The following is an 18,702-nucleotide window of genomic DNA, read 5'->3' on the forward strand; positions in this document are numbered from 1 at the left end:
GACAAATACATGTTAAAATACCATAAAAGATAAGGAGAACAGGTTTGATGGAGGAGCGTTATTCACGGCAAATCAGATTTAAGCAAATAGGGGAAAAAGGACAGAAAAGACTGACAGACAGCCATGTGCTGGTTGTCGGGGCTGGAGCGCTCGGGACAGCAGGAGCTGAAGGGCTTGCGAGGGCGGGAGTCGGCACTATGACCATTATTGATCGTGACTATGTAGAGTGGAGCAATCTTCAAAGGCAGCAGCTTTATACAGAAAGCGATGCCAAGCTCCGTATGCCGAAAGCTATGGCTGCCAAAGAGCATCTGTCAGCGATTAACAGCAAAATACATATTGAAGCATATGTAACTGAAGGAACAGCTGAAACGCTTACACCGCTGATTGAAAAAGCAGATATCGTGATCGACGCGACAGATAACTTTGAAACCCGCATGCTGATCAATGACCTTGCCCAGAAAACAAAGACACCGTGGGTCTATGGCGCCTGTGTGAGCAGCCAAGGAATGTTCATGACGATCATTCCGGGAGAAACCCCTTGTCTGTCTTGTTTGTTTGAGCAAATTCCTGTCGGCGGGGCGACATGTGATACAGCCGGCATCATTCCGCCCGCTGTGCATATTGTATCTGCCTATCAGCAGGCTGAGGCTTTGAAGCTGTTAACTGGTCAACCAGAAGCGATACAGCACGGTTTTGTGACATTCGATGTCTGGAACAATTCACATATGAAAATTAATGTTGATCATGTGCGCCGTGAGGATTGCCCATCTTGCGGAGCACATGCAATTTATCCTTATCTCCTAGACTGGAACACACCAAAAGCTGCTGTGCTGTGCGGCCGTGATACGGTTCAAGTAAGGTCGGAGTCATTAAAAAGAATTCCGAAACAGGAACTCATCAATCGGCTGAAAGCCATTGGTAAGGTAGAGGCCAATGCGTTTTTGCTGCATATTTTTTACGAAAATTTCAGGATCGTTATTTTCAATGACGGACGGGCACTGGTGCATGGAACAAATGATGCGAAAGAAGCGAATTCCGTGTTGGCAAGAATAATTGGATTGTAACAACAGGAGGGGTCAGAATGCTGGAGAAAAGAACACCTATACCGGTAGACGAGGCAGTTCGGCGTGTCAGCCACTTTCAAAAACAAGGGGAAACAGAGTGGGTGGCGCTTGAAGAAAGCCTGCATCGATTTTTGGCTGAAGATGTAACAGCGGATCACCACGTACCCGCATTTGATCGTTCACCTTACGATGGTTTTGCTGTCAGAGCGTGTGATACAGAAGAAGCTTCACGTGAAAATCCAGTTCGGTTTGATGTCGTTGACCATATAGGAGCGGGAGCTGTATCTGAAAAAAAACTTGCCCCGTTTCAGGCCGTTCGAATTATGACTGGCGCGCAAATCCCTGAGGAGGCAGATGCAGTCGTTATGATTGAGCTTACTCAAACCTTTGAGGAGAATGGGAAGGCGTTTATGTCTTTAAAACGCCGCTTTCAGCCGGGGGATAATATTTCAAAAACAGGCGAAGATGCTCAAAAAGGGAGCATTTTATTAAGAAAGGGCACCCGAGTGACACCAGGAGTCACTGCGCTTCTGGCAACCTTTGGTTATGCATCTGTGCCTGTGGTGAGAAAGCCTGTTGTTGGAATTATCGCGACCGGTACTGAATTGTTGAATGTCAGTGATCCGCTAGAGCCAGGGAAAATCCGCAACAGCAATGCGAGTATGGTGTATGCGCAGGTAGTGGAAGCAGGCGGATTACCGCTTTATTTAGGGAAAATTTCTGATGATATGGATAAAAGCTTCACTGCCGTCAAAGATGCGATGGAAAAGGTTGATTTTCTGATTACAACTGGCGGCGTGTCAGTGGGTGATTTTGATTTTTTGCCTGCAATCTATGAAAAACTCGGAGCGGATGTCTTATTTAATAAAGTTGCCATGCGCCCGGGCAGTGTGACAACGGTGGCACATGCAAACGATAAACTGCTGTTTGGCTTGTCAGGCAACCCGTCGGCATGTTATGTCGGCTTTGAACTGTTTGTTAAACCGTTGATCAAGATGTGGCTGCTCAATGAAACACCGCATTCGAATTGTGCGGAAGCTATTTTGGCTAAGGATTTTCCGAAGCCAAACCCATTTACCCGATTTGTTCGTGCATTCGTGTACCATCAGGAAGGGAAACTGCAAGCGGCTCCCGTCGGATTAGATAAGTCGAGCTCTGTCACATCACTTGCAGAAGCCAATGCGTTTATTATTCTGCCGGGCGGCACGAGAGGATATGAATCTGGCCGAACGGTTCAAGTGCTGCTCCTCAGAGAAGAGAATGGAAGTGAGTGGCCTTGGTCCGTCCTTTCCCGATCGTCCAAGTTGTAGGATTTCAAAACAGCGGGAAAACAACATTTATTGAACGCGTTCTTAAAAAAGCCTCTGAACAGGGTCTTCATTTGGGCTGCCTGAAGCACCACGGTCATGGTGGTGAGCCGCAAACGTTCACTGAAGGAAAAGACACTGACCGTTACCAAGCCGCAGGGGCTGAGGTGACAGCAGTAGAGGGTGCTGGTGTATTACAGCTGACAGCCCGCCAAAGTTGGGATTTGCCGCGGCTGATCGAATTATATCGGTTTCTTGAAACAGACTGTCTTCTGATTGAAGGCTTTAAAAAAGCTCCTTATCCTAAAGTGGTTATACTAAGGAGAAAGGAAGATTTAGAAGCGCTGCGGGCAGCAAATACAATCGCCATCATCTATAGAAAAAAAGAGCATATGACAGAGCATCAGGGATTACCCGTTTTTCATGCGGATGATCCGGTTGCTGTGGATTTTGTGCTTTCACAGCTGAAGGGAGAATCTGCATAATGGAAAGGTTTGAGATTACGAAAACACCCATTGTTACTGAGGACATCATCAAAAAAGTAGAGAAACGGGAAGCTGGGGCGATTACCACATTTATTGGCACGGTTCGGGAATGGACAAATGGAAAAAGAACAGTCCGGCTGGAATATGAGGCATATGAACCGATGGCCGTGCAAATGCTGGCTCAAATTGGTGCTGAAATTGAAGAAAAATGGGAAGGTGCCCAAGCCGCAATCACGCACCGTATAGGTGTGCTGGATATCGGTGAAGCAGCAGTTGTGATCGCTGTAGCTTCTCCCCATCGAAAAGCCGCCTATGAAGCCAATGAGTATGCGATCGAACGAATTAAACAGATTGTGCCGATTTGGAAAAAAGAAATTTGGGAAGATGGTGAGCAATGGATCGGCGACCAGCTTGAAACAACAGCTTACCCAAACGGAAAACCAAATGTAAGCGAGGGAGAGCAGCATGATTAAAATTCTTTTATTTGCAGGGCTTGCTGAACAGGCAGGCACACAAGTGGTGGAAATAGATAGGGAACAGGCAACGACAGACGAAATAAAAGCGAGTTTAAAAGAACAATACGGCCTTGAATCCATTGATACTGCTATGCTTGCCGTTAATGAAAGCTATGTAAAAGAAAACATCCCCATTTCTTCAGGTGACACGGTAGCTATCATTCCGCCGGTCAGCGGCGGATGAAAACCGGACGGCATTAGCCATCCGGTTTTTTGTTATTCGCATATCCCCACGTATCTACAGCATACAATGATTTTCTGTAAGTGTTTATTCTGCATATGGAACTTTCTAAAAGCAAGGGAATCTGCGCGCTCAAATCCCCATTGTGAGATAAGAAACATTTATTTTCTGTAGGACCATCATGGAAAAATATTCACTTTAGACACAAGAATGCTTCAGACGAAGAGATGATGAAAGCCCCGAGCGGCCGGATATAAAAGGCAAAAAAAACGGAAACAACTGCTCACGAAAGAAGGCATCAATGCCGGCTTTGAGAAAGCGCAATCCGGTACAGGGATAGAACAATATAAAATGCGTTCAGTTCTATATTGAAGGCTTTTGGAAATTTATTAGAAAAACATGAAACTTTTTAAGCACCTTTCCCGTATTAGCTGTTAGATATTCTCAAGGAGGTTTTGAAATGGAAACAAATGTAGAAAAAAACAGCGGAACGGCGACTGAAAAGCCGTCATTTTTTGGAGTAATCACAAATCCGGCTATACAGTTTAAAAGGATAAGAGAAAGGCCAGTTGTATGGGGCCCGCTGCTTATTGTTGCAGTGATGATTATCGTTGGGGCTGTGCTGCAATCACTCGGTACGAATTATATTGAATTGTTGAAAAACACCGCAAATACTAACGGGTTAACAGCCGAAGAAATTGCAACTGTTGCAGCTATCACCAAATTTGGAGCGCTGGCAGGAAGTATTTTCGGCGGTATCGCAGCATTATTTATTGCTCCTCTCATTTATTGGCTCTGTGTCAAAATATCAGGCGGGGTTACGACATACAAAAAAATGCTTTCTCTCGGTCTATTTGTCTCTTTGATTAGCAGTCTTGGATTACTGATCAACGGAATCGTTAATTTTACGACGAATGCAAATCCGCTTTACAGCGTGACGTCACTGGCAGGACTTATTAATCCGGCTAACGGGGCTCTTGCCAACGTGTTAAATACCTTGGAGATATTCAATATTTGGAGCTATGTATTGCTGGCCATTGGACTCCACAAAACAGGCGGCATCTCAAAAAAAGCAGGATGGATTTCAGCGATTATTCTTTTCGTTATTGTGGTCGCATTTTCATTCTTTGCAGGTTTAATCAATTCTGTGGCAGGTGCATAAACTCATGAAAAAAGTCTGGATCGGAATTGGAATTGCCGTTTTAGTCGCTCTTTTTATTGGAATTAATATTTACCGGTCTGCCGCTCCGGCAAGCGGCAGCGCCGAACAGAAGGTACAGACAGGAAGCCTCGAAGAAAAAGAAATGTCGACAACGGTGATGGTTCCCGGCGCACTTAAATTTTCAAATGAACAGTATGTCTTTTACGAAGCGGATAAAGGGACATTAGGAGACATAAAAGTGAAGGAAGGCGACAAAGTTAAAAAGGGCACGCCTTTAGTCACCTATACAAATGAGCAGCTGAGCCTGGAAAAAGAACAGAATCAGCTGACCGCTGAATCGAACCAGCTTCAAATTGACCAAACTCAAGAAAAGATAAAAGCGTTGGACAGCAAACAAAAAGAACTGGAAAAACAAGTTGGAAAGAAAGAAGCAGAAAAACAAATGAACTCTGAGCGTACGGAGCTTCAAATGCAGAAAAAAACCGCTGAGATCGAATTAAAACAAACCGAGCTTCAGCGGCAGTCACTTGCCAATCGGGTATCAGACCTTCAAGTGAAAAGCGAAATTGAAGGCACTGTTATTTCTGTCAACCAGGAAGCAGCATCCAAAAAATCAGATATGCAAGAGCCCGTCATACATATTGGCAACCCGAAAGATCTTATCGTCTCAGGAAAATTGTCTGAATACGACACTCTGAAAGTCAAAAAAGGCCAGAAGGTCACACTTACTTCAGATGTTATCCAGGATAAAACTTGGAAAGGCACGGTTTCAGCAGTCGGACTTGTTCCGGATCAGCAGGAAAGCACTGGGGCACAAGGAACAGAACAAGCAGTTCAATACCCGCTTCAAGTGAAAATAAAGGGAAATCTCCCAGAAGGAAAGCCTGGATTTAAGTTCATAATGAACATTGAAACAGATAAGCGAAAAGCAAATACACTTCCTTCAAAGGCAGTTAAAAAAGAAGATAATCAATATTATGTATATACAGTAAAAGACGGAAAAGCAAAACGAGTTGATGTCAAAATCGGTGAAGTAACTGATGGTCAAACAGAAATTAAAGAAGGAATTTCTCAAGACGATCAAGTCATTTTGAATCCTTCTGATCAAGTGACCGATGGAACGGAAGTGAAAGCATAAATGATTCAGCTTTCAAATGTGCGAAAAAGCTATCAGATCGGCAGGGAAACGTTTGATGTTCTCCATTCCATTCATCTTGACATTCAACAAGGGGAGTATGTGTCCATTATGGGGCCGTCAGGATCAGGGAAATCGACGATCATGAATATCATCGGCTGTCTTGATCGGCCGACTTCGGGCATGTATAAATTAGACGGCGAAGATATTTCCTCATATAAAGAAAAAGAACTAGCCGCAGTCCGTAACCAGTCCATCGGTTTTGTATTTCAGCAGTTTCAGCTTCTTCCGCGGCTGAATGCCAAAAAAAATGTTGAGCTGCCGATGATTTATTCCGGTATAAGCAAAAAAGAACGTCAAGAGCGGGCTGAGAGAGCGTTGGAAAAGGTCGGATTAGCCGATCGCATGCTTCACATGCCCAATGAGCTGTCGGGCGGTCAGAAACAGCGGGTGGCGATTGCAAGGGCGATCGTGAATGAACCAAAATTGATTTTAGCTGATGAACCGACCGGCGCGCTGGATACGAAAACAAGCGTGGCAATTATGGATCAATTTACAGCATTAAATGCAGAGGGAACGACAATCGTTCTTGTTACTCACGAGCCAGAAGTTGCAGATTGTACGAATCGTATCGTCATGGTGCGTGACGGCCGCATTGTTCCTGCCAGCTCCGGACAAAGGAGCGTGGGAGAATGAGCCTGCTAGAGAACATCAGAATGGCTCTAAGTTCTGTCCTTGCTCATAAAATGCGTTCGATCTTAACGATGCTCGGCATAATCATCGGTGTGGGCTCTGTCATTGTGGTCGTTGCGGTAGGACAGGGCGGCGAGCAAATGCTGAAGCAGTCGATCAGCGGCCCGGGAAATACCGTGGAGCTGTACTATATGCCAAGTGATGAGGAACTTGCAAGCAATCCGAACGCTGTAGCGGAATCTACTTTTACAGAAAACGATATTAAAGGTTTAAAAGAGATAGAGGGCATCAAACAAGTCGTTGCCTCAACTTCTGAAAGTATGACAGCGCGTTATCATGAGGAAGAAACCGATGTTACGATTAATGGAATAAACGATGGATACATGAAGGTCAATTCTTTAGAAATCGAAAGCGGCAGAACATTTACCGATAATGATTTTCTCGCGGGGAAAAGAGCAGGAGTTATTTCCCAAAAGATGGCTGAAGAGCTGTTTGATAAAACTTCTCCTCTCGGTGAAGTAGTCTGGATTAACGGACAGCCCGTTGAAATTATTGGCGTGCTGAAAAAAGAAACTGGCTTGCTTTCTTTCGGTTTAAGTGAAATGTATGTGCCATTTAATATGATGAAATCCTCTTTTGGATCAAATGATTTCAGTAACGTATCATTGCAAGTCGAATCAGCAGACGACATAAAATCAGCTGGGAAAGAAGCGGCACAGCTGGTCAATGACAATCATGGCACAGAGGATTCGTATCAAGTGATGAATATGGAAGAGATTGCGGCCGGAATTGGCAAAATAACGGCGATTATGACGACGATTATCGGTTCGATTGCTGGCATTTCTCTTCTGGTCGGCGGAATCGGTGTCATGAATATTATGCTCGTATCGGTCACAGAACGGACACGAGAGATTGGAATCAGAAAATCACTCGGTGCGACAAGGGGGCAGATTCTGACTCAGTTTTTAATTGAATCAGTCGTATTAACGCTTATCGGCGGTCTCATTGGGATTGGAATCGGATATGGAGGGGCCGCGCTTGTTTCTGCCATCGCGGGCTGGCCGTCTCTCATATCCTGGCAGGTAGTAGCCGGAGGTGTGCTGTTCAGTATGCTTATTGGTGTTATTTTCGGCATGCTTCCAGCAAATAAAGCGGCAAAGCTTGATCCGATCGAAGCGCTGCGTTACGAGTAACCTCATGCGACATGCATGAGGTTTTTTATGTGCGTTTTTTTTACTATGAATATAAAAGACTTTTTTCATCAAAATAAGAAGAAAATGTCATACAATTGTCCTTAGTTTTGTCGAATTTACAGTTTACAAACCCTATAGACATACGTTAATATGGAGAAACGTGAAAGATTTTGATAGTTATTGAATGAATTTGAAAGATTTTAGTTGCGTAAATTGAAAAAAGCGTTTACAATGAAATTGTATTCAAAATGAATACGTTTTCATTAGGAGGTGAAGCATGCTAACTCCTGAACGGCATCATTTGATTATTGATCAAATAGAAAAGCACGATGTAGTGAAAATTCAAGAGCTCATAAATCTGACAAATGCTTCTGAGTCAACAATCAGGAGAGATTTATCGACACTTGAAGAACGCGGCTTTTTAAAGCGTGTTCATGGGGGAGCAGCCAAGCTTTCCGATATCAGACTTGAACCCGATATGCTTGAAAAATCCTCCAAAAACCTTCACGATAAATTGAGGATTGCTGAAAAAGCAGCTTCGCTTGTAGAAGAAGGGGATTGCATTTACCTTGATGCAGGCACGACGACTTTGCACATGATTGATTTTTTAGATAAAAGCAAAGATATTGTTGTGGTCACAAACGGGGTGATGCATATTGATGTATTAATAAGGAAAGAAATTTCTTTTTATCTGCTTGGAGGATACGTAAAGCACAGAACGGGCGCTGTTATTGGAGGCGCTTCACTGATTGCCATGAATCAGTATAGGTTCGATAAGAGTTTCCTGGGGGCAAACGGTGTCCATATAGAGGCTGGCTTCACCACGCCGGACCCTGATGAGGCCCTTTTAAAACAGAAAGCTGTTAAACAGGCAAAACACGCTTATGTCTTAGCAGACCCTTCGAAATTCGGAGAAATCTCATTTTCGGCATTCGCCGGAATAGGCGACGCAACAATCATTACGACTGACGCTGAAGAGCTTACATTCGATAATTACCAAGAAAAAACTGTCGTAAAGGTAGTGAAACCATGATTTACACTGTAACACTTAATCCATCTGTCGATTATATTGTTCACGTTGAAGATTTTACTGTAGGAGGCCTGAACCGATCCGCATACGATACAAAGTATCCTGGAGGAAAAGGCATCAACGTATCGAGACTGTTGAAAAGACACCATGTACAGTCTAAAGCACTCGGATTCGTCGGCGGGTTTACCGGAGAATATATCAAAACATTTTTGCGGGAAGAACAACTGGAAACAGCTTTTTCTGAAGTGAAAGAAGATACCCGTATCAACGTAAAGCTGAAAACTGGTGATGAAACTGAAATTAACGGACAGGGACCTACAATTTCTGATGAGGATTTCCAATCCTTTTTAGAACAGTTCCAATCCTTGCAAAAGGGAGATATTGTTGTTCTTGCGGGAAGCATTCCATCATCCCTGCCTCACGATACTTATGAAAAAATAGCAGAAGCCTGCAAAAAGCAGGGCGCACGAGTTGTTTTGGATATCTCTGGCGAGGCGCTTTTAAAGGCGACAGAAATGAAACCGTTTTTGATGAAACCAAACCATCATGAGCTTGGAGAAATGTTCGGCACGACAATTACGTCTGTTGAAGAAGCTGTTCCATATGGGAAAAAGCTTGTAGAACAAGGCGCTGAACATGTAATCGTATCCATGGCCGGAGACGGAGCGCTTCTGTTTGCGAACGAAGCTGTTTGTTTTGCTAATGTGCCAAAGGGGAAATTGGTAAACTCAGTCGGAGCGGGGGATTCCGTTGTTGCAGGTTTTCTTGCCGGTATTTCCAAACAGCTGCCGCTTGAAGAAGCATTCCGCTTAGGAGTTACATCAGGCAGTGCTACCGCGTTTTCTGAAGAGCTTGGAACAGAAGAACTTGTACAGCAGCTTCTTCCTGAAGTTAAAGTCACACGTCTATAGAGGAGGAAACAAAAGTGAAAATAACTGAGCTTTTAACGAAGCATACAATAAAGCTTAATATTGAGAGCAAAGAAAAAGAAAACGTTATTGACGAAATGGTTACTGTTCTTGATAAGGCTGGAAAGTTAAATGACCGACAAGCCTATAAAGAAGCCATTTTAAACCGCGAAAGCCAAAGCTCAACGGGTATCGGTGAAGGAATCGCTATCCCCCATGCGAAAACGGCAAGCGTTATCAATCCGGCAATTGCGTTCGGACGTTCAAAAGACGGTGTCGATTATGAATCGTTAGACGCCCAGCCAGCTCACTTAATCTTTATGATTGCGGCGACTGAAGGCGCAAACAACACTCACCTTGAAGCATTGTCAAGACTCTCAACGCTGTTAATGCGTGAAGAAATCCGCAAGCAGCTCCTTGAAGCTGAGTCAGAAGACGCTATCATCGATATTATTAATCAGCACGATAAAGATGATGACGAAGAGGACGAGGAAGAAGAAGCGGCACCAGCACCTGCCGGAAAAGGAAAAATCCTAGCGGTGACGGCATGTCCGACAGGTATTGCCCACACATTTATGGCTGCGGATGCCCTTAAAGAAAAAGCAAAAGAGCTTGGTGTGGACATTAAGGTCGAAACAAATGGTTCAAGCGGTATTAAACACAAGCTGACTGCTCAAGAAATTGAAGATGCACCTGCAATCATTGTCGCAGCGGACAAGCAGGTTGAAATGGAACGCTTTAAAGGCAAGCGTGTGCTTCAAGTACCTGTTACAGCAGGGATTAGACGCCCGCAGGAGCTTATCGAAAAAGCGATGAACCAAGATGCGCCGGTTTATCAAGGCAGCGGCGGCGGTTCTTCAGCTTCAGGCGCCGAAGATGGAGCGAAAGACAAGTCTGGCAGCGGCATCGGAAGCACGTTTTATAAGCATTTGATGAGCGGTGTCAGCAACATGCTTCCGTTCGTAGTCGGCGGCGGTATCCTCGTTGCGATTTCATTCTTCTGGGGAATTAATTCATCCAATCCGGATGACCCTACTTATAACACGTTTGCTGCAGCCCTTAAGTTTATCGGCGGTGACAACGCGTTAGGATTAATTGTGGCTGTTCTTGCCGGATTCATCGCAATGAGCATTGCAGACCGTCCTGGTTTTGCGCCTGGTATGGTCGGCGGATTTATGGCAACTCAAGCAAATGCTGGATTCTTAGGCGGATTAATTGCCGGATTCCTGGCTGGTTATATCGTTGTTCTTTTGAAAAAAGCTTTCGTTTTTATTCCGCAGTCACTTGACGGACTGAAACCTGTATTAATTTATCCGTTGCTTGGTATTTTCTTGACTGGTATTATCATGCGCTTTATCGTGAATACACCTGTAGCGGCATTTATGGATTTCTTAACGAACTGGCTTGAAAGCCTTGGTACTGGAAACCTTGTATTAATGGGTATTATCTTGGGCGGTATGATGGCAATTGATATGGGAGGCCCGCTTAACAAAGCTGCCTTTACGTTCGGTATTGCGATGATCGATGCAGGCAACTATGCGCCTCATGCAGCGATCATGGCCGGCGGTATGGTGCCTCCGCTTGGTATCGCACTTGCAACAACAATATTCCGAAGCAAGTTTTCTAAGCGTGACCGTGAAGCAGGTATTACATGCTACTTCATGGGTGCTGCTTTCGTAACAGAGGGAGCGATCCCGTTTGCTGCAGCTGACCCGCTTCGCGTCATTCCAGCTGCTGTCGTTGGTGCAGCTGTTACCGGCGGATTAACTGAATTCTTCCGTGTAACGCTTCCGGCCCCTCACGGAGGAGTGTTCGTAGCCTTCATCACAAACCATCCGTTGCTTTATCTATTAAGTATTTTGATCGGTGCTGTTGTAATGGCGGTTATTCTCGGCATCATTAAAAAACCAGTAACAGAGAAATAAGAAAAAAGCGTCCTTGATTCAAAAGGACGCTTTTTCTTTGTATGCTCGCTGGAGCGCGGTTAAGTTATGTATTTTATTATCTTTTGTGATAAAGTAAAAGAAGAAAAACAACTGACATAGCAATCGTCTAGGAGGAAACGCGTTGACCGAGGAAAAAAACTTGAAAACTGAAAAAACGGCGCAGAAAAAAACGAATACGTACTTGGAATGGGGAAAGGCGATTGTCATCGCGGTTTTGCTGGCTCTCTTAATTCGTCACTTTTTGTTTGAACCTTATTTAGTTGAAGGTTCATCTATGTCTCCTACATTACATAACGGAGAAAGGCTGTTTGTGAATAAAACTGTCAACTATATCGGCGAACTAAAGCGCGGAGATATCGTCATTATCAACGGTGAAACCTCGAAAATCCATTACGTTAAAAGATTGATCGGAAAGCCTGGTGAAACTGTTCAAATGAAGGATGACACGCTTTATATAAACGGAAAAAAATCAGCCGAGCCTTACTTGTCTCAAAACAAAAAGGATGCAGAAAAACTTGGTGTCAGTCTGACAGGTGATTTTGGACCGGTTAAGGTTCCGAAGGGCAAATATTTTGTCATGGGTGATAATCGCCTGAATTCAATGGACAGCCGAAATGGCTTGGGACTGATTGCGGAAGATCGGATTGTCGGTACATCAAAGTTTGTCTTTTTCCCATTTAACGAAATGCGTCAAACAAAATAAAAACGCCTTGCTGGCCTTTGGACAGCAGGCGTTTTTATTTTGAAAAAGAAGCGACCAATGCAATACATAATACAGTAATGAACACTGAACCGATAATGGCCAGCACACTGAAGAAAAGGTGAATCTGTTTGTTCTCTTTTCCGCGCTTTTTTAAAAGTCGTTTTGAAAAAACGTGTGAGAATATGTAAATCAGGGCAATGCCGATATACAAGCCGATATCTTTGGCGGTAAAGCCTGTCACGGCAAGATAAAAGCCCGTAAAAAAGATCAATAAGCAGTATTCAGTAAGTGTTAGAAGCCTCAATGTGTTCCTCCAAGAGAGTGTGTCATTTTCCAGTTGGATGTATTCTCTCTGCTTTATTGTAACATAGCTGGCAGGTATGGGTGTAAGTGTTTTCTCTCTGTTTAATCAGGAATTATTTCTCTTGCCCTGTATTCATGTTATACTTTTATTGATGATAGACATGATGGAGGATAATAAATGATTGCTGTTAATAATGTAAGTTTGCGGTTCGCAGATCGCAAGTTATTTGAAGAGGTTAATATTAAATTTACCCCGGGCAACTGCTATGGGTTAATTGGTGCAAATGGTGCTGGTAAATCAACGTTTCTGAAAGTGCTCTCTGGTGAAATTGAGCCTCAGACAGGCGATGTTCATATGAGTCCAGGGGAGCGTCTTGCGATCTTGAAGCAGAACCATTTTGAGTACGAAGAGTATGAAGTGCTGAAAGTGGTTATTATGGGCCATAAACGCTTGTATGAAGTGATGCAGGAGAAAGACGCCATTTACATGAAGCCTGATTTCTCAGATGAGGATGGTATACGTGCTGCTGAGCTCGAAGGTGAATTTGCGGAGCTGAACGGGTGGGAAGCGGAAAGTGAAGCCGCAATCCTTTTAAAAGGCCTTGGAATCTCAGAAGATCTTCATACGAAGAAGATGGAGGACCTTGGCGGTTCGGAGAAAGTAAAGGTGCTTTTGGCCCAGGCGTTATTCGGCAAGCCGGATGTTCTTTTGCTCGATGAGCCGACGAACCATTTGGATCTTCAAGCGATTCAATGGCTGGAAGAGTTTCTGATTAACTTTGAAAACACTGTTATTGTCGTATCTCATGACCGTCACTTTCTAAATAAAGTGTGTACGCACATTGCTGATCTTGATTTTAATAAAATCCAAATCTATGTCGGAAACTATGACTTCTGGTACGAATCAAGCCAACTGGCGTTAAAGCTTTCTCAAGAAGCGAACAAGAAAAAAGAGGAGCAAATTAAACAGCTTCAAGAGTTCGTTGCTAGATTCAGCGCTAATGCGTCTAAATCTAAACAGGCAACATCGAGAAAGAAATTACTCGAAAAAATTTCGCTGGATGATATTAAACCGTCTTCCCGGCGCTATCCTTACGTTAACTTTACGCCGGAACGGGAAATTGGTAATGACGTTCTTCAAGTGGAAGGTTTAACGAAAACAATCGATGGTGTAAAAGTACTTGATAATGTCAGCTTCATTATGAATAGAGAAGATAAAATTGCTTTTACTGGCCGCAATGAACTGGCTGTTACTACGCTGTTTAAAATCATTTCCGGGGAAATGGAAGCTGACAGCGGAACGTTTAAATGGGGTGTTACGACATCACAAGCATTTTTCCCAAAAGACAACAGTGAATATTTCGAAGGCAGTGATCTGAATCTTGTAGACTGGCTTCGCCAATATTCTCCTCATGACCAAAGTGAGAGCTTTTTACGCGGTTTCTTAGGACGCATGCTATTCTCTGGCGAAGAAGTCCACAAAAAAGCAAATGTACTATCTGGTGGAGAAAAGGTTCGCTGTATGCTGTCGAAAGCGATGCTTTCTGGTGCCAATATTTTAATTTTGGATGAGCCGACCAACCACTTAGACTTAGAATCCATTACAGCGCTCAATAACGGCTTAATCAGTTTCAAAGGCGCTATGCTGTTCACATCACATGACCATCAGTTTGTACAGACCATTGCCAACAGAATTATCGAAATTACACCTAAGGGCATCGTTGATAAGCAAATGAGCTATGATGAGTTCCTTGAAAATGCTGATGTGCAGAAAAAACTGGCTGAATTATACGCGTAATAAAAAAGCAGAGATATCTCTGCTTTTTTTGGTACATAGAATTGAGAGGAGACTATACAATGAAATTTTTAGTTGTCGGAGCAGGAGGAGTAGGCGGTTATATTGGCGGCCGGCTTGCAGAGAAGGGTAATGATGTGACATTTCTCGTACGCCAAAAAAGAGCGGAGCAGTTAAAAGAAACCGGTCTTGTCATCCATAGTGAGGAAGGGGAAGTGTCATTTCAGCCCTCATTAATCAGTGCTGGAGAAACAGGGCATTTTGACGTCGTGATCATCGCTTCTAAAGCATATTCACTTGGTCAGGTGATAGACGACGTCAAACCGTTTATTGACCGCGAATCTATCATAATCCCTTTCTTAAACGGATACCAGCATTATGAGCAGCTGTTTGAAGCGTTTTCAAAAGAACAGGTGTTAGGCGGTTTGTGTTTTATCGAAAGTGCCTTAGACAGTAGGGGAGAAATTCATCATACGAGCGTATCGCATCGTTTTGTATTCGGCGAATGGAACGGTGGGCGTACGGAACGAATAATATCGCTTGAAGAGGCGTTTTCAGGGGTGAAGGCAGAAGTCATTATCAGCGGGCAGATCGAGAAGGATATTTGGAAAAAGTATCTCTTTATTGCAGCACAAGCGGGGATTACAACATTATTCCAAAGACCGCTAGGCCCGATCCTCGAAACGGAAGGCGGACGTCATACGGCCCAAACTCTTATTGGAGAGATTGGCGCTATTTTGCGAAAAGAAGACGTTCCGGCTGACCCAGATCTTGAAGAAGAGAGCTTTCGCACGATGATGAGCATGGCTTATCATATGAAATCCTCCATGCTTCGGGATATGGAAAACGGACAAACAACTGAAGGCCACCACCTGCACGGCTATTTGCTGACAAAAGCAAAGCATTTATCACTCGCAGCCCCGATATTAGAAACGGTTTATGCCAATCTGCAAATGTATGAAGCAGGAAAATAAAAAGGAGGCGAAAAGCCTCCTTTTGTTGATTAAAAAGCCCAATTCCCGTTTCTGAAGATAGGCTCTCTTTTCCCGTCTGCTGTAATTCCGTCAATATTCATATCTTTAGAACCAACCATAAAGTCCACATGTGTAATGCTTTCATTTAAGCCTTCCTTAACAAGTTCTTCACGGGACATCTGTTTTCCGCCTTCAATGTTAAAGGCATAGGCACTGCCGATCGCCAAATGATTTGACGCGTTTTCATCAAACAATGTGTTGTAGAAAAGAATATTTGATTGTGAAATGGGCGAATCGTAAGGTACGAGTGCTACTTCACCTAAATAGTGAGAACCCTCATCTGTTTCCACAAGTTCTTTTAGAATGTCCTCGCCTTTTTCGGCTTTAACGTCGACTATGCGGCCATTTTTAAAAGTGAGGGTGAAGTTTTCAATGATATTCCCCCCGTAGCTTAACGGTTTTGTACTCGACACGACTCCGTCGACCCCGTCTTTTTGGGGTAGTGTAAATACTTCTTCTGTCGGCATATTGGCCATAAACTCATGGCCGCTCTCATTTACACTGCCCGCGCCTGCCCAAACATGTTTTTTCGGCAGCTTAATGGTTAAATCAGTTCCTTTTGCTTGGTAATGTAAAGCAGCGTAATGTCTCTCATTCAAATGGTCAACTTTTTCATGAAGATTTTGATCATGTTTGATCCAAGCTTGAACAGGGTTATCTTCGTTTACCCGTGTTGCTTTAAAAATTTCTTCCCACAGCAGCTGAATCGCTTCCTCCTCTGGTTTGTCAGGAAACACTTTTTGAGCCCAGCCTGACGATGCCGCGCCTACGACAGTCCAGCTGACTTTGTCAGATTGAATATATTGTCTGTATGTATGTAGCGCTTTGCCTGCTGCTTTTTGGAATGCCGCAATACGTTTGGAATCTGCGCCTTTAAGTAAGTCAGGATTTGATGACATAACAGAGATGAAAGCAGCACCTTTTTTAGCGAGCTCTTCTTTGCCCTTTGCTTCCCATTCAGGGTATTCTTCAAATGCTTCAAACGGCGCGAGTTCATATTTTAATTTGGTGACTTCGTCATCCTGCCAATTCACCGTGACATTTTTAGCGCCTTTTTCATATGCATGCTTTACAATTAAGCGGACAAAATCCTGTACGTTTGTTGAAGCATTTATGACTACATACTGGCCTTTTTGGACGTTAACGCCGACCTCTACCGCCAGCTGTGCATATGTATTTAATTTCTGTGAAAATGAATCCATAAACCATACCTCCTCAAGCTTTTTTCTCATCATATCAAATATGATCCTATAAAGGAAAGAAAGGAGGTTAATGTAAAAAACCCAAAACAGTATGTCTTGGGTTTTTCGATACTACGGATGATTCAGTTTTACAGTGCTGCCTGCAGGCGAATGGGGCATATTTGCTAAGGAAATGCTTATGCCTCCAAGAATGATTCCGCTTAAAATGGCTGCGATTGCTACTCTTCTCCCTAAATCTCTCAGCATCTGTTTCCTCCTTAATGTTTCTCCATTTCCCACAATATGAGGGGAGTGAGGAAAAAAGAAGCAAGAAATTTGCTGATTGTGTGATTTTTGCAGGTAAAGCCTATTTAATTGCCTTTTGAAGCTTATCAATCACTTCTAAAGAACGGCCTGTGCCGATCGCTACAGATTCAAGCGGGTTTTGCGCTACGTGTACAGGCACAACAATTTCTTCTGTAAGCCATTCTTTTATTCCGTTAAGCAGGGCCCCGCCGCCTGTTAAAATGACGCCGCGGTCAACAATATCTCCGCTCAGTTCAGGAGGACAGTCTTCAAGTGTAGCTCTGATCGCTTCAAGAATATGCAAGAGAGATTCACGCATAGCATCTTGAATTTCGTTAGATTGAAGCATAATGGTTTTTGGGAGGCCTGTTACGAGATCCCGTCCCCGAATTTCCATTGCGTCTGGCACATGCTCAATTAGGGCATGGCCGATTTCCATTTTCACCTGCTCAGCTGTGCGTTCGCCGATAAGCAAATTGTATTTTTTACGGATAAAAGATACGATATCTTCATCAAGCTGATCTCCGCCGATTCTGATAGAGTGGCAGGAAACAACGCCGCCGAAGGAGATGATGGCGACCTCTGTCGTCCCTCCGCCGATATCTACTACTACGTTGGCAACAGGCTCATCGACCGGCAAATCTGCTCCGATGGCAGCTGCTACTGGCTCTTCAATTAAATGGACGTTTTTTGCTCCGCAATTTTTCACCGCATCACTGATGGCGCGACGCTCTACTGCTGTTGATCCAGAAGGTGTGCAAACGACCACGTTCGGTTTTCTGAACGACATGCCGATACTTTTTGCGGCTTTTTTCATAATGTGCTTCAGCAGATCTGTTGTCATATCATAGTCTGCGATAACGCCATCTTTCATTGGTCTGACAGCAACAATTTTCCCCGGTGTTTTCCCGATCATGTTTTTCGCGTCAGTCCCGATTGCGAGGACTGCTTTTGTCGTTGTATCCACTGCAACTACAGATGGTTCATTTAAGATAATCCCTTTATTTTTGCTGTAAACTAGTATATTAGCTGTTCCTAAGTCAATACCGATTTCAGTTGATTGAAACATGTTTTCACCCAATCTCTATCCTAATTTTATATCATCCTACAATTAAAGTTTCTAAGAAATGAAGCGATTTTTGGGGGTGTGTGTCGGTAAAGAAATGTTTTTGTAAAAAACCATGGGACTGTGTAACAGAAGTAATACATTTATCGGTTTTATGGAAAAAATATCTTGTGATTCTTATAGAAAACGGGAAACTTTTTCTAAGTTTTGTACGTCTACGATATATTGGGGTGCATTCTTAAACATTACATTAGAAAAGAAACATTTAAAGGAAGAAGGGTTTTTATGAAATCGATAGGTGTTGTAAGAAAAGTAGATGAATTAGGACGTATTGTCATGCCAATAGAATTAAGACGGGCGCTGGACATTGCGATAAAAGACAGCATTGAGTTTTTTGTTGACGGAGATAAAATTATTTTGAAAAAATACAAACCTCACGGCGTCTGTTTAATGACTGGAGAAATCACGTCAGAAAATAAAGAATATGGCAACGGTAAAATTACGTTAAGCCCAGAGGGTGCACAGCTGCTTCTCGAAGAAATTCAAGCCGCTTTAAAAGAATAATATTATGTTTTAAAAAGGCGGAGTGGTCCAATCTCCGTCTTTTTGCATCTTGATTTCTGACTTTTTCGTCTAAGAAGATACGATATCATGAACAGTAGGTAATGAATGATTTGGGTAAGTTTACATAT

Annotated in this window: 20 protein-coding genes; 16 read left to right on the forward strand and 4 right to left on the reverse strand. The window is 43.4% G+C overall.

The genetic code is table 11. The features are described from left to right. The first annotated feature begins 47 nt into the window (after positions 1–47). The 13 genes from BTW01_RS02245 (at position 48) to sipT (ending at position 12,325) form a co-directional block, all read left to right on the forward strand. The gene (locus BTW01_RS02245) at positions 48–1,067 is read left to right on the forward strand and encodes a MoeB/ThiF family adenylyltransferase (protein ID WP_162101413.1); all 1,020 of its coding nucleotides are present in this window, start codon (positions 48–50) and stop codon (positions 1,065–1,067) included. Positions 1,068–1,084: 17 nt separating this feature from the next. Continuing rightward, positions 1,085–2,377, forward strand: a complete 1,293-nt coding sequence (gene glp, locus BTW01_RS02250) for a gephyrin-like molybdotransferase Glp (protein WP_162101414.1) — start codon at positions 1,085–1,087, stop codon at positions 2,375–2,377. Further along, positions 2,338–2,859: a molybdopterin-guanine dinucleotide biosynthesis protein B gene (gene mobB / locus BTW01_RS02255; protein WP_162101415.1), complete on the forward strand. Its 522-nt coding sequence runs from the start codon at positions 2,338–2,340 to the stop codon at positions 2,857–2,859. Before glp ends, mobB begins: the two co-directional genes overlap by 40 nt. Continuing rightward, a complete protein-coding gene (locus BTW01_RS02260) occupies positions 2,859–3,332 on the forward strand; it encodes a molybdenum cofactor biosynthesis protein MoaE (RefSeq protein ID WP_162101416.1) in 474 nt (157 codons plus the stop codon). The genes mobB and BTW01_RS02260 overlap by 1 nt, the downstream gene beginning before the upstream one ends. After that, positions 3,325–3,558 carry a molybdopterin converting factor subunit 1 gene (moaD, locus tag BTW01_RS02265; RefSeq protein WP_162101417.1) on the forward strand — a complete coding sequence of 78 codons (234 nt, stop codon included), beginning with the start codon at positions 3,325–3,327 and terminating at the stop codon, positions 3,556–3,558. The genes BTW01_RS02260 and moaD overlap by 8 nt, the downstream gene beginning before the upstream one ends. 457 nt (positions 3,559–4,015) lie before the next feature. Then, positions 4,016–4,717: a toxin SDP protection protein YknW gene (yknW, locus tag BTW01_RS02270; RefSeq protein ID WP_162101418.1), complete on the forward strand. Its 702-nt coding sequence runs from the start codon at positions 4,016–4,018 to the stop codon at positions 4,715–4,717. Between the two features lie 4 nt (positions 4,718–4,721). Next, complete coding sequence (locus BTW01_RS02275) at positions 4,722–5,855, forward strand: efflux RND transporter periplasmic adaptor subunit (RefSeq protein WP_162101419.1); 1,134 nt, start codon at positions 4,722–4,724, stop codon at positions 5,853–5,855. After that, complete coding sequence (yknY, locus tag BTW01_RS02280) at positions 5,856–6,548, forward strand: ABC transporter ATP-binding protein YknY (RefSeq protein WP_162101420.1); 693 nt, start codon at positions 5,856–5,858, stop codon at positions 6,546–6,548. After that, entirely contained in the window at positions 6,545–7,738 is a 1,194-nt protein-coding gene (gene skiZ / locus BTW01_RS02285) for a sporulation-delaying-protein transporter subunit SkiZ (protein ID WP_162101421.1), read from the forward strand. The genes yknY and skiZ overlap by 4 nt, the downstream gene beginning before the upstream one ends. A gap of 277 nt (positions 7,739–8,015) precedes the next feature. Beyond that, positions 8,016–8,771 (forward strand): DeoR/GlpR family DNA-binding transcription regulator, encoded by a 756-nt coding sequence (locus tag BTW01_RS02290; protein ID WP_162101422.1) that lies wholly within the window; start codon positions 8,016–8,018, stop codon positions 8,769–8,771. After that, the gene (pfkB, locus tag BTW01_RS02295) at positions 8,768–9,679 is read left to right on the forward strand and encodes a 1-phosphofructokinase (protein ID WP_162101423.1); all 912 of its coding nucleotides are present in this window, start codon (positions 8,768–8,770) and stop codon (positions 9,677–9,679) included. Before BTW01_RS02290 ends, pfkB begins: the two co-directional genes overlap by 4 nt. Before the next feature lie 14 nt (positions 9,680–9,693). Next, positions 9,694–11,601: a PTS fructose transporter subunit IIABC gene (locus tag BTW01_RS02300; RefSeq protein WP_162101424.1), complete on the forward strand. Its 1,908-nt coding sequence runs from the start codon at positions 9,694–9,696 to the stop codon at positions 11,599–11,601. A 142-nt stretch (positions 11,602–11,743) separates the two neighbouring features. Next, on the forward strand, positions 11,744–12,325 hold the full coding sequence (gene sipT / locus BTW01_RS02305; protein WP_162101425.1) for a signal peptidase I sipT: 582 nt from the start codon (positions 11,744–11,746) through the stop codon (positions 12,323–12,325). A gap of 34 nt (positions 12,326–12,359) precedes the next feature. Here the strand turns inward: sipT and BTW01_RS02310 are convergent, their stop codons facing one another. Continuing rightward, on the reverse strand, positions 12,360–12,629 hold the full coding sequence (locus BTW01_RS02310; protein ID WP_162101426.1) for a hypothetical protein: 270 nt from the start codon (positions 12,627–12,629) through the stop codon (positions 12,360–12,362). 177 nt (positions 12,630–12,806) lie between these two features. Between BTW01_RS02310 and BTW01_RS02315 the strand changes: the two genes are divergently transcribed. Then, positions 12,807–14,426: an ABC-F family ATP-binding cassette domain-containing protein gene (locus tag BTW01_RS02315; protein ID WP_162101427.1), complete on the forward strand. Its 1,620-nt coding sequence runs from the start codon at positions 12,807–12,809 to the stop codon at positions 14,424–14,426. 59 nt (positions 14,427–14,485) lie between these two features. Beyond that, entirely contained in the window at positions 14,486–15,397 is a 912-nt protein-coding gene (locus tag BTW01_RS02320) for a ketopantoate reductase family protein (protein WP_162101428.1), read from the forward strand. Positions 15,398–15,426: 29 nt separating this feature from the next. Here the strand turns inward: BTW01_RS02320 and BTW01_RS02325 are convergent, their stop codons facing one another. From BTW01_RS02325 to mreBH, 3 genes are all read right to left on the reverse strand, one after another. Continuing rightward, positions 15,427–16,659, reverse strand: coding sequence for an aminopeptidase (locus tag BTW01_RS02325; RefSeq protein ID WP_162101429.1), 1,233 nt, complete (start codon positions 16,657–16,659; stop codon positions 15,427–15,429). Between the two features lie 111 nt (positions 16,660–16,770). Further along, entirely contained in the window at positions 16,771–16,905 is a 135-nt protein-coding gene (locus BTW01_RS02330) for a protein YkpC (RefSeq protein ID WP_162101430.1), read from the reverse strand. Between the two features lie 100 nt (positions 16,906–17,005). Then, positions 17,006–18,013 (reverse strand): cell shape-determining protein MreBH, encoded by a 1,008-nt coding sequence (mreBH, locus tag BTW01_RS02335; RefSeq protein WP_162101431.1) that lies wholly within the window; start codon positions 18,011–18,013, stop codon positions 17,006–17,008. 282 nt (positions 18,014–18,295) lie between these two features. On the opposite strand from mreBH, the gene abhA reads away from it, so the two are divergent. Then, positions 18,296–18,574: a transcriptional regulator AbhA gene (gene abhA / locus BTW01_RS02340; protein WP_003244728.1), complete on the forward strand. Its 279-nt coding sequence runs from the start codon at positions 18,296–18,298 to the stop codon at positions 18,572–18,574. Positions 18,575–18,702: the final 128 nt, after the last annotated feature.

It is taken from the genome of Bacillus sp. SKDU12, assembly GCF_010093085.1.
Taxonomy (GTDB): domain Bacteria; phylum Bacillota; class Bacilli; order Bacillales; family Bacillaceae; genus Bacillus; species Bacillus mexicanus.

Bases quoted from the DNA above. Each gene is read 5' to 3' on its own strand.
- BTW01_RS02245 (WP_162101413.1), top strand. From the start codon at position 48: ATGGAGGAGCGTTATTCACGGCAAATCAGATTTAAGCAAATAGGGGAA.
- glp (WP_162101414.1), top strand. From the start codon at position 1,085: ATGCTGGAGAAAAGAACACCTATACCGGTAGACGAGGCAGTTCGGCGT.
- BTW01_RS02260 (WP_162101416.1), top strand. From the start codon at position 2,859: ATGGAAAGGTTTGAGATTACGAAAACACCCATTGTTACTGAGGACATC.
- moaD (WP_162101417.1), top strand. From the start codon at position 3,325: ATGATTAAAATTCTTTTATTTGCAGGGCTTGCTGAACAGGCAGGCACA.
- yknW (WP_162101418.1), top strand. From the start codon at position 4,016: ATGGAAACAAATGTAGAAAAAAACAGCGGAACGGCGACTGAAAAGCCG.
- BTW01_RS02275 (WP_162101419.1), top strand. From the start codon at position 4,722: ATGAAAAAAGTCTGGATCGGAATTGGAATTGCCGTTTTAGTCGCTCTT.
- yknY (WP_162101420.1), top strand. From the start codon at position 5,856: ATGATTCAGCTTTCAAATGTGCGAAAAAGCTATCAGATCGGCAGGGAA.
- skiZ (WP_162101421.1), top strand. From the start codon at position 6,545: ATGAGCCTGCTAGAGAACATCAGAATGGCTCTAAGTTCTGTCCTTGCT.
- BTW01_RS02290 (WP_162101422.1), top strand. From the start codon at position 8,016: ATGCTAACTCCTGAACGGCATCATTTGATTATTGATCAAATAGAAAAG.
- pfkB (WP_162101423.1), top strand. From the start codon at position 8,768: ATGATTTACACTGTAACACTTAATCCATCTGTCGATTATATTGTTCAC.
- BTW01_RS02315 (WP_162101427.1), top strand. From the start codon at position 12,807: ATGATTGCTGTTAATAATGTAAGTTTGCGGTTCGCAGATCGCAAGTTA.
- BTW01_RS02320 (WP_162101428.1), top strand. From the start codon at position 14,486: ATGAAATTTTTAGTTGTCGGAGCAGGAGGAGTAGGCGGTTATATTGGC.
- BTW01_RS02325 (WP_162101429.1), bottom strand. From the start codon at position 16,659: ATGGATTCATTTTCACAGAAATTAAATACATATGCACAGCTGGCGGTA.
- BTW01_RS02330 (WP_162101430.1), bottom strand. From the start codon at position 16,905: ATGCTGAGAGATTTAGGGAGAAGAGTAGCAATCGCAGCCATTTTAAGC.
- mreBH (WP_162101431.1), bottom strand. From the start codon at position 18,013: ATGTTTCAATCAACTGAAATCGGTATTGACTTAGGAACAGCTAATATA.
- abhA (WP_003244728.1), top strand. From the start codon at position 18,296: ATGAAATCGATAGGTGTTGTAAGAAAAGTAGATGAATTAGGACGTATT.